Origin of the sequence: Ruegeria sp. HKCCD8929, from assembly GCF_013031405.1 — a bacterium.
Taxonomy (GTDB): domain Bacteria; phylum Pseudomonadota; class Alphaproteobacteria; order Rhodobacterales; family Rhodobacteraceae; genus Ruegeria.
Genome location: NZ_WPZY01000080.1, coordinates 1 through 6,356, shown reverse-complemented (window position 1 = coordinate 6,356; position 6,356 = coordinate 1). Strand labels below are relative to the sequence as shown.

The window sequence follows — 6,356 nt, the reverse complement described above, 5'->3', positions numbered from 1 at the left end:
AATGATGCACGAAAGCGTGCTCGACGCCTACGGACGCGTCATCCATATGTGAGGCGACAGGTGCAGACGCGAGCCGCGCAAGAAAAACCCGCGGCTAAGAAGATGCGGGGGTTCACTTTTCTGGAAAAGCGTATCAGGCCGAAGAATACCCGGCATCAGCCATCAACAGTTGTCCGGTGATACCGCTGGCCGCATCAGAGGCCAGAAAGGCGACGGCCCGCGCAATTTCGGCGGGCTCCAGCAGTCGGCTCATCGGAATATCATCAATCCATTGGGCCATGACCTCTGGTTGCTCGATTCCCACTTTCTGTAACATTTCGGTATTGGTATAGCCCGGCCCAACCGCGTTGACGCGAACGCCACGTTCGGCCCATTCGACGCCGACGACCTTGCAGAAATGCGCAACGCCGGCCTTTGTGACATCGTAACCGGCGTGCAGCTCAGGACGCACTGCCTTTACCCCGGCAATTGACGAAATCGCGACGACCGAACCCTTGCCCTGATCCAGCATGATGTTGCCGAACGCGCGCACTGTATAAAACACCCCGTCCAGGTTTATCGACATCACGCGCCGCCACTCGTCGTCGCTGTGGTTCTCTGTGTTGCTTTCGTAGGCGACGCCAGCGTTGGCAACGACAATGTCCACCCGCCCGTGCTTTGCCTTTATTCGGGTGACAACAAAACCCGCGAAGGGTTCCTCGGACAGATCGGTGGTTTTGGTCAACTTGTCCCTGATCTGAAATGGGCCGTCGAGGCCATGCATCAGGACGGCAACTTCGTCACCGTCCGCAGCCGCGCCACAGGAACTCCCGTCGGACCGATGTTCGGCGTCGATGGCGAAGGCCGCAGCTTCGACATCATGACGATCGACATCCATGAGCTGGAAGACGGCAAGATTGCTCGTTCCTACCACGTTGAAGACTGGGCCGGTGCCTTGGGCCAACTCTCCGGTCGTTGAACCGAAACACTGGCATCGGAACAAAGCGGCGACATCTCAAATCAGAGGAAAATAACAAATGGAACGCAGAACTCTATTGAAGGCAACGGGCCTATCGGCATTGGCGCTGGTCGTTGGCAATCAAGCACAGGCGGACGGCAATACCGAAGCCAGCTTTGACATCGTCATGCGCTTTATGGGCGCAATGGGTAACGGAGATATGGAGACCGTGGGTGCGCTCATGGCCGATGATATGGTCTGGCACAACGAAGGCGATACGACCCTGCCCTGGGTGGGTGGTGCCGAGGGGAAAGAGGCGATCTTTGCGTTTCTTGGTGTCTTCTCGTCGAACTTCGAGACCACGATGTGGGAGAACACCGACGCGTTCGCCTCAGATGACACCGTTGCCGTCTTCGGCAAGATGAACGGAAGAACGACGAATTCTGGCAAAGAGATTGGGGAGTTCACCTTTGCGCTTCGTGCCAAGGTCCGCGACGGCCAAGTCGCTTTGTGGCATTGGTTCGAAGACAGCTTTGCCGTCAGCCAAGCCTATCACGGGTAGCCGACAAGGGAGACGTGCCATGTCGATCCGAAGAACCTTTCTCAGCGCAATGGTAATGCTTGCCGCGGCGTCATCGGTATTTGCCGCGAATGAACTGCCGAGGCGGACAACCCCTATTCCGGAAACCACTAAGGGTGTGCCGCATGTGCAGATCGGAGTTGAGCCCGTTCCGGAAATCTCGGCGGCTTTGTTGGACAGGGTCGCCATGGTTCCCGGCGTTGACATCCGCAACACCGTGATCTCATTACCCGGCGCTTTGGGGTTCTGGATCACCGAGGATGTCGCCCTGGCACGTCCCGAAGTCATCGTGGGCGGACGAGAGTTCGCCCACATTCACCCCGATGGCAGCTTGCATGCATCCCTACCGCCGGCTCTTGCCAAGCATGCGGTTGAAACGGGCTGGGCTGTCAGCCACCCTTGGGCAAACCAACGACCGGGTTGGGAGGGGTTCGTCATGATCTTCACTCCAACCAATGCAGAGGAGCTGGAGGTTGTTCTGGATCTTGTTCAGGCGTCCTACGACTTCGTGACCGGTCAAGAATAGCGCTCTATCTGCGAATTCGCGCTTCCAAACCCTCGCGCTCGCTGTGCGGTGAACATGCCTCAACCGGCCATCTGCAAAGTGCATTGAGCATCGCGGCGACGGAAACTTCCCGCAGACCCGTTAAAGAGGCGTGGTCTCAAGTCAGGACGCAATCATGTTCAGGAAAACCGTCGACTCCCGCCTCTTCATTTGGGCCCTGTTGGCAGTGCCGTCCATTCCGATGGTCGGTGCGCTGCTCTCTGGCCAACCTGGCCCCGAAGGCAAACCGGTCACAGAGATGTTGTTGCATCCAACCGGAGAATTTGCGGCACGGTTCCTGATCATCGCATTGATACTGACGCCAATGCGGATGTTGTTTCCTGGATCAGGGTTCTGGCGTTGGATGATGAAACGAAGACGCTATTTCGGCGTTGCGGCCTTCGCCTACGCAACGTTTCACACGGTCCTCTACATCGTCGATATGGGCAGCCTGCGAGCCATCTTGGGCGAGGTGCTGGCACTTGGGATTTGGACCGGCTGGTTGGCCTTTTTTGTCTTTTTGCCGCTCGCTATCACCTCCAACGGCTGGTCGGTAAGGCGAATGGGTTCGGCTTGGAAAGCTTTGCAACGCTGGGTCTATGTCGCAGCTGTCGGGACTTTGTTGCACTGGATATTTGTGCACAACAACATCGGTCCAGCACTGGTCCACTTTGTGCCCCTTGTCGGTCTTGAAGCCTATCGCTTGCGGCACAACTTCACCCGCCGCACCCAACTTTCATAGGAGAACATCATGAATCCGAAAACCAATCTGTTAGCTTTTTCAGTGACGCTTCTGCTGCCGACTGGCGCGCTTGCGACCGGACTGCACTCCTGTGGAGAAACAGACAAAACAGCCTGGCTCAGCCAGTCCGCTTTGACTGAAAAACTCGAGGCCGAAGGATGGTCTGTCCGTCGCATGAAGGAAGACGGTGGATGTTGGGAGGTCTACGGCACGACGCCGGAGGGGCAGCGGGTCGAAGGGTATTTCCATCCGGTCACAGGTGAGCCTGAATTGATCGCTCAACGCGGACGCATTCTGTTTCGAGCGAACGATTGAGCACCCAGATCGTCATTCAGTGACTCTTCTGCCGGTGTGAAGCACCCTAGGCAGAACTACGTTTCGTTGCCACTGGGGCCCAACCGGTCCGCGATCTGTTTGTGCGAAAACTACCCTTGAATGTGTCTGTAACGAATGGCTGCTTTTGCGGGCTGCACTCGCAGAAATCTAATGTCGCGTCGAGTGACCGCTTTGGGCCGCTCTAACCACGAAGCTTCGGAGAACCTGCGCTCTTGATTTCCCGCCCATAGAACATTTGACCGACACTGGACCAGAATGCCGCTGCTTCACACATGGGACATGGTCTGGAAGATGAGTACAGGACTGCACCGCTCAAATCTCGATCATTGAGGCGACGCGCCGCGTCCCTGATCGCGGCCATTTCAGCGTGGCCTGTGGGGTCTTGATCCAAGATAACCCTGCTCGATGATTGGCCAATAATCACATTGTCGCGCACCACGACTGCACCATACCCCTGATCTCCAAGGTCAATTGCTTGCTGACGCAGCATGAAGGCGCGCTCCATGAATGCGCCATCGTTAGGATCACTTGGTTGTGGGATCGTGTCGATCGTTTCCGTAGATGTTTGGCCCATGACGGAGCCGCTCAATCCGATTGTCAGCGCGCAAAAGCTCGTTGCAGCAAGAAAACACCGCCTCGCGTTAACAGATGCGTTAATGCAGTTCTGTTCACCTTGTCCGGTCCTGTCCATTGGGTCGTCATCCGCGATTTTTTGTCGGCACTACCTTACCACGAGACCACGTTGATCGGAGACCGATCTTGACGCAGTTGCGGGTCGCCAGCGGTGTTCTTAGGCGAAACTCAAAGCTCCATTCTGCCAGACCGTTCTCAGTCCTCCATTCTCAGCCGCGCTGCCATCTCGTCATATCCACGCAACTCAGCGTGACGGAGTGGCGTGATGCCGTCCCGATCCGCAAGTGTCCGATCGCTCCCTGCCGAGAGTAGGGCGTCCAGCACCGCCTGATGGTTCTCGCCCCCGTCGCCCAGAACCACAGCCTCCATCACTGCTGTCCAATGCAAGTTATTGACATGATCGAGCGGCGCGCCGGCCGCAATCAGTCACCGGACAACTTTGACATGGCCGAGATGCGCTGCGGCGATAAGAGCCGTTCCGTCATAAGGGCTGGTCGTTAGGCCAGGATCGTTGCCAAGCTCGATTGCAAGCGTCATCAATGCTGGATCGTTTGCAACGGCCGCAATCGTGACCACGTCGTAAGCCTGATCTTCAAGCGCGTTCATATCGGCACCGGCCTCAGCCAGTGCACGCAACGCTTCGTCCTCGGAGGCAAATGCTGCCACATGTGCTGGGGTACGGCCTCGTGGGTCGCGCGCGTTGACATTTTTTCCCGCCGCCACGAGTTGCTGGATCATTTTGACGTCGCCATTGTGAGCAGCTCTGAAGAGACCGCCATAATCCGCGACCTCACGATCCGAGGGCGTTGTCTGCGCCGATCCCGCGTTGGCGTCGAGAACAGCTACGAAAGCAATCAGCAATAGTCGAAACATGGCCAATCCACTTATTTGCATGACCGGTGGAAGTCTCCCGTGATGCGGCCCTTCCATCAAGGAAAATGCTGCAAAATGCGCCAGCGACCGCTGTTCGGAGCCTGGTCGAGAGTTTCTGAACATTGGCAATGGGCCGTCCTCGAAGTCTAAGCTTAAATCCCAGGGCTAGGTGCTACGTCGCTTCCGAGGTCCGCGGAGAGCCCAAGCCTACCAAGGTCGCGCGCACAGATCTTGCCCCTTCAATTGGGGAAAGTGCGCCGGACACGCTGATTGCGAAGGTGCAGTTGCGTTGATCCTAGTTCGGAATCGTCGTCGCTGCGATCTTGGCCGTATCATAATATTCGCCATATTCGCAGATCCTTCCGTTTCGCCAACGGGTGACGATGATGATCGGTGTCACAAACGATTTTCCGGTTCCCTTGTGCGTCCAACCGGTTGAGCCAATGCCGATCACATGATCGCCTTCCGCTACCGCGTCATCGATCCGCCAATGATCCATGGAAAACGTTCCGACAAGACCCTCTAAATAGAGTTCAACCTCCGCAAAGCCCTGCCTGGCGGCCGTAAACGGAGTACGTGGATCACCATCTGAGAGGGAGAACAACTTCACATCCTCGGTCATGTAGCCTTCCCACATGGACGGGTTGTGTCCTTTGCAGTCATTCCAATTAGCCCAGGCTTCGCGCAGGCGCAGAACGTTTTCATACGCTTCGTCTGACATAAAGCACCTCCCAATTCTGGATTCATTTAGGCTAGCGTGACGAAGGACCCCATTCAACGATCTCTAAAATGACATTGGGAACGAGCCCGGAGGCAGAGGTCGGCTCCGAGCCCCAAAGGGACGAAGGCAAGAACGCATGTTGGCATTGGCTCACACGCAATGGAGGTCCCCATGTCCGACATCGCTTTTTCTGGGGTCGGGTCTTTCGTCACAGATCGGGGCGTTCAGACCTTGCACGGAGAGCGCTATTGGATCGAGCAATCGGTGAATTGATCGCACAACGCGCTTCACCCCGGCCTTGAGCAGCGCTAGTCTCGGATCCGAGCAACGCTGAAAGGAGCCGCCCCATGTCCCTCTTCTCAAAACTCTTCGGCGGCGGCGAAAAGTCGGATCCGGAACCGGTTGCGTACAAAGGGTTCAACATCTTCCCCGACCTGATGGCCGAGGGTGGCAAGTACCGCCTGTCGGCCCGTATCGAAAAGACCGTCGACGGAGATCGCAAGACCTATGTGGTGATCCGGGCGGATGTCTTTGACAGCCGGGATCAGGCCGAAAGCTTCAGCATCGCTAAGGCGAAGCAGGTGATCGACGAGCAGGGCGAACGCATTTTCGCTTCAGGAAACCGGTAGCTTGAAGCCCGCAGCGGATGCCGGGAATGTGGGTCGCAGCGTTGAATCTCATCGTTAACGGCAGGTTTGGGCCGCCCTTCGCTACTGACTCAAGCAGGGCGACGGGACCTTGCTGGCTTATGGCGGCTCCGGCTTCAGTTCACCGACGCGTGCCCAGAACCCAGATTTACGGGAGTACGCTTTCGTAAGCTTGGCAAGATAGGTTGCGTGATCGACTATTTCACCGAGGTGAGTGGGGTCCGCCTCTTCAGCCAGCAGGGCCAGTTTACCGAGGTATTTCGCGCCGTGCCCGTAGGCCTTGGAGCGGGTTCTGTTGCAAACTTTTTGACATTGACGCTGGTTAGGCTAGCGCGTGAGTGAT

General features: G+C 56.9%; 11 protein-coding genes and 1 pseudogene. 6 read left to right on the top strand and 6 right to left on the bottom strand.

Annotated features, from left to right (window positions below; all coding sequences use genetic code 11):
- Positions 1-133 precede the first annotated feature (133 nt).
- Positions 134-763 carry an SDR family NAD(P)-dependent oxidoreductase gene (locus tag GOX53_RS30045; protein WP_254446853.1) on the bottom strand — a complete coding sequence of 210 codons (630 nt, stop codon included), beginning with the start codon at positions 761-763 and terminating at the stop codon, positions 134-136.
- Here GOX53_RS30045 and GOX53_RS30040 point away from each other — a divergent pair.
- From GOX53_RS30040 to GOX53_RS28450, 5 genes are all read left to right on the top strand, one after another.
- On the top strand, positions 653-958 hold the full coding sequence (locus tag GOX53_RS30040) for an ester cyclase (RefSeq protein ID WP_371810454.1): 306 nt from the start codon (positions 653-655) through the stop codon (positions 956-958). The genes GOX53_RS30045 and GOX53_RS30040 overlap by 111 nt on opposite strands.
- 58 nt (positions 959-1,016) lie before the next feature.
- Positions 1,017-1,499, top strand: coding sequence for a nuclear transport factor 2 family protein (locus GOX53_RS28465; RefSeq protein ID WP_254446852.1), 483 nt, complete (start codon positions 1,017-1,019; stop codon positions 1,497-1,499).
- A gap of 19 nt (positions 1,500-1,518) precedes the next feature.
- Complete coding sequence (locus GOX53_RS28460; RefSeq protein WP_171182254.1) at positions 1,519-2,043, top strand: luciferase family protein; 525 nt, start codon at positions 1,519-1,521, stop codon at positions 2,041-2,043.
- Between the two features lie 154 nt (positions 2,044-2,197).
- A complete protein-coding gene (locus tag GOX53_RS28455) occupies positions 2,198-2,803 on the top strand; it encodes a sulfite oxidase heme-binding subunit YedZ (RefSeq protein ID WP_171182253.1) in 606 nt (201 codons plus the stop codon).
- 9 nt (positions 2,804-2,812) lie between these two features.
- A complete protein-coding gene (locus GOX53_RS28450) occupies positions 2,813-3,118 on the top strand; it encodes a PepSY domain-containing protein (protein WP_171182252.1) in 306 nt (101 codons plus the stop codon).
- Positions 3,119-3,320: 202 nt separating this feature from the next.
- On the opposite strand, the gene GOX53_RS28445 is transcribed toward GOX53_RS28450, so the two are convergent.
- From GOX53_RS28445 to GOX53_RS28435, 4 genes are all read right to left on the bottom strand, one after another.
- Positions 3,321-3,830, bottom strand: a complete 510-nt coding sequence (locus tag GOX53_RS28445; RefSeq protein WP_171182251.1) for a nucleoside deaminase — start codon at positions 3,828-3,830, stop codon at positions 3,321-3,323.
- Positions 3,831-3,967: 137 nt separating this feature from the next.
- Positions 3,968-4,141, bottom strand: a complete 174-nt coding sequence (locus tag GOX53_RS30035; protein WP_254446851.1) for a hypothetical protein — start codon at positions 4,139-4,141, stop codon at positions 3,968-3,970.
- Between the two features lie 57 nt (positions 4,142-4,198).
- Positions 4,199-4,768 (bottom strand): ankyrin repeat domain-containing protein, encoded by a 570-nt coding sequence (locus GOX53_RS30030; RefSeq protein WP_254446850.1) that lies wholly within the window; start codon positions 4,766-4,768, stop codon positions 4,199-4,201.
- A 172-nt stretch (positions 4,769-4,940) separates the two neighbouring features.
- Positions 4,941-5,366: a nuclear transport factor 2 family protein gene (locus GOX53_RS28435; RefSeq protein WP_171182250.1), complete on the bottom strand. Its 426-nt coding sequence runs from the start codon at positions 5,364-5,366 to the stop codon at positions 4,941-4,943.
- A 347-nt stretch (positions 5,367-5,713) separates the two neighbouring features.
- Here GOX53_RS28435 and GOX53_RS28430 point away from each other — a divergent pair, with 347 nt between their 5' ends.
- The gene (locus GOX53_RS28430; protein ID WP_171182249.1) at positions 5,714-5,995 is read left to right on the top strand and encodes an HlyU family transcriptional regulator; all 282 of its coding nucleotides are present in this window, start codon (positions 5,714-5,716) and stop codon (positions 5,993-5,995) included.
- Positions 5,996-6,112: 117 nt separating this feature from the next.
- Here GOX53_RS28430 and GOX53_RS30440 read toward each other — a convergent pair.
- Positions 6,113-6,298 (bottom strand): annotated as a pseudogene (locus tag GOX53_RS30440) (DUF6880 family protein); the annotation flags it as partial.
- Positions 6,299-6,356 lie beyond the last annotated feature (58 nt).

What these genes read in the sequence shown, in the direction of transcription:
- GOX53_RS30045 (WP_254446853.1), bottom strand. Translation starts at nt 763, where the DNA reads ATGCATGGCCTCGACGGCCCATTTCAGATCAGGGACAAGTTGACCAAA.
- GOX53_RS28465 (WP_254446852.1), top strand. Translation starts at nt 1,017, where the DNA reads ATGGAACGCAGAACTCTATTGAAGGCAACGGGCCTATCGGCATTGGCG.
- GOX53_RS28460 (WP_171182254.1), top strand. Translation starts at nt 1,519, where the DNA reads ATGTCGATCCGAAGAACCTTTCTCAGCGCAATGGTAATGCTTGCCGCG.
- GOX53_RS28455 (WP_171182253.1), top strand. Translation starts at nt 2,198, where the DNA reads ATGTTCAGGAAAACCGTCGACTCCCGCCTCTTCATTTGGGCCCTGTTG.
- GOX53_RS28450 (WP_171182252.1), top strand. Translation starts at nt 2,813, where the DNA reads ATGAATCCGAAAACCAATCTGTTAGCTTTTTCAGTGACGCTTCTGCTG.
- GOX53_RS28445 (WP_171182251.1), bottom strand. Translation starts at nt 3,830, where the DNA reads ATGGACAGGACCGGACAAGGTGAACAGAACTGCATTAACGCATCTGTT.
- GOX53_RS30035 (WP_254446851.1), bottom strand. Translation starts at nt 4,141, where the DNA reads ATGGAGGCTGTGGTTCTGGGCGACGGGGGCGAGAACCATCAGGCGGTG.
- GOX53_RS30030 (WP_254446850.1), bottom strand. Translation starts at nt 4,768, where the DNA reads ATGTTCAGAAACTCTCGACCAGGCTCCGAACAGCGGTCGCTGGCGCAT.
- GOX53_RS28435 (WP_171182250.1), bottom strand. Translation starts at nt 5,366, where the DNA reads ATGTCAGACGAAGCGTATGAAAACGTTCTGCGCCTGCGCGAAGCCTGG.
- GOX53_RS28430 (WP_171182249.1), top strand. Translation starts at nt 5,714, where the DNA reads ATGTCCCTCTTCTCAAAACTCTTCGGCGGCGGCGAAAAGTCGGATCCG.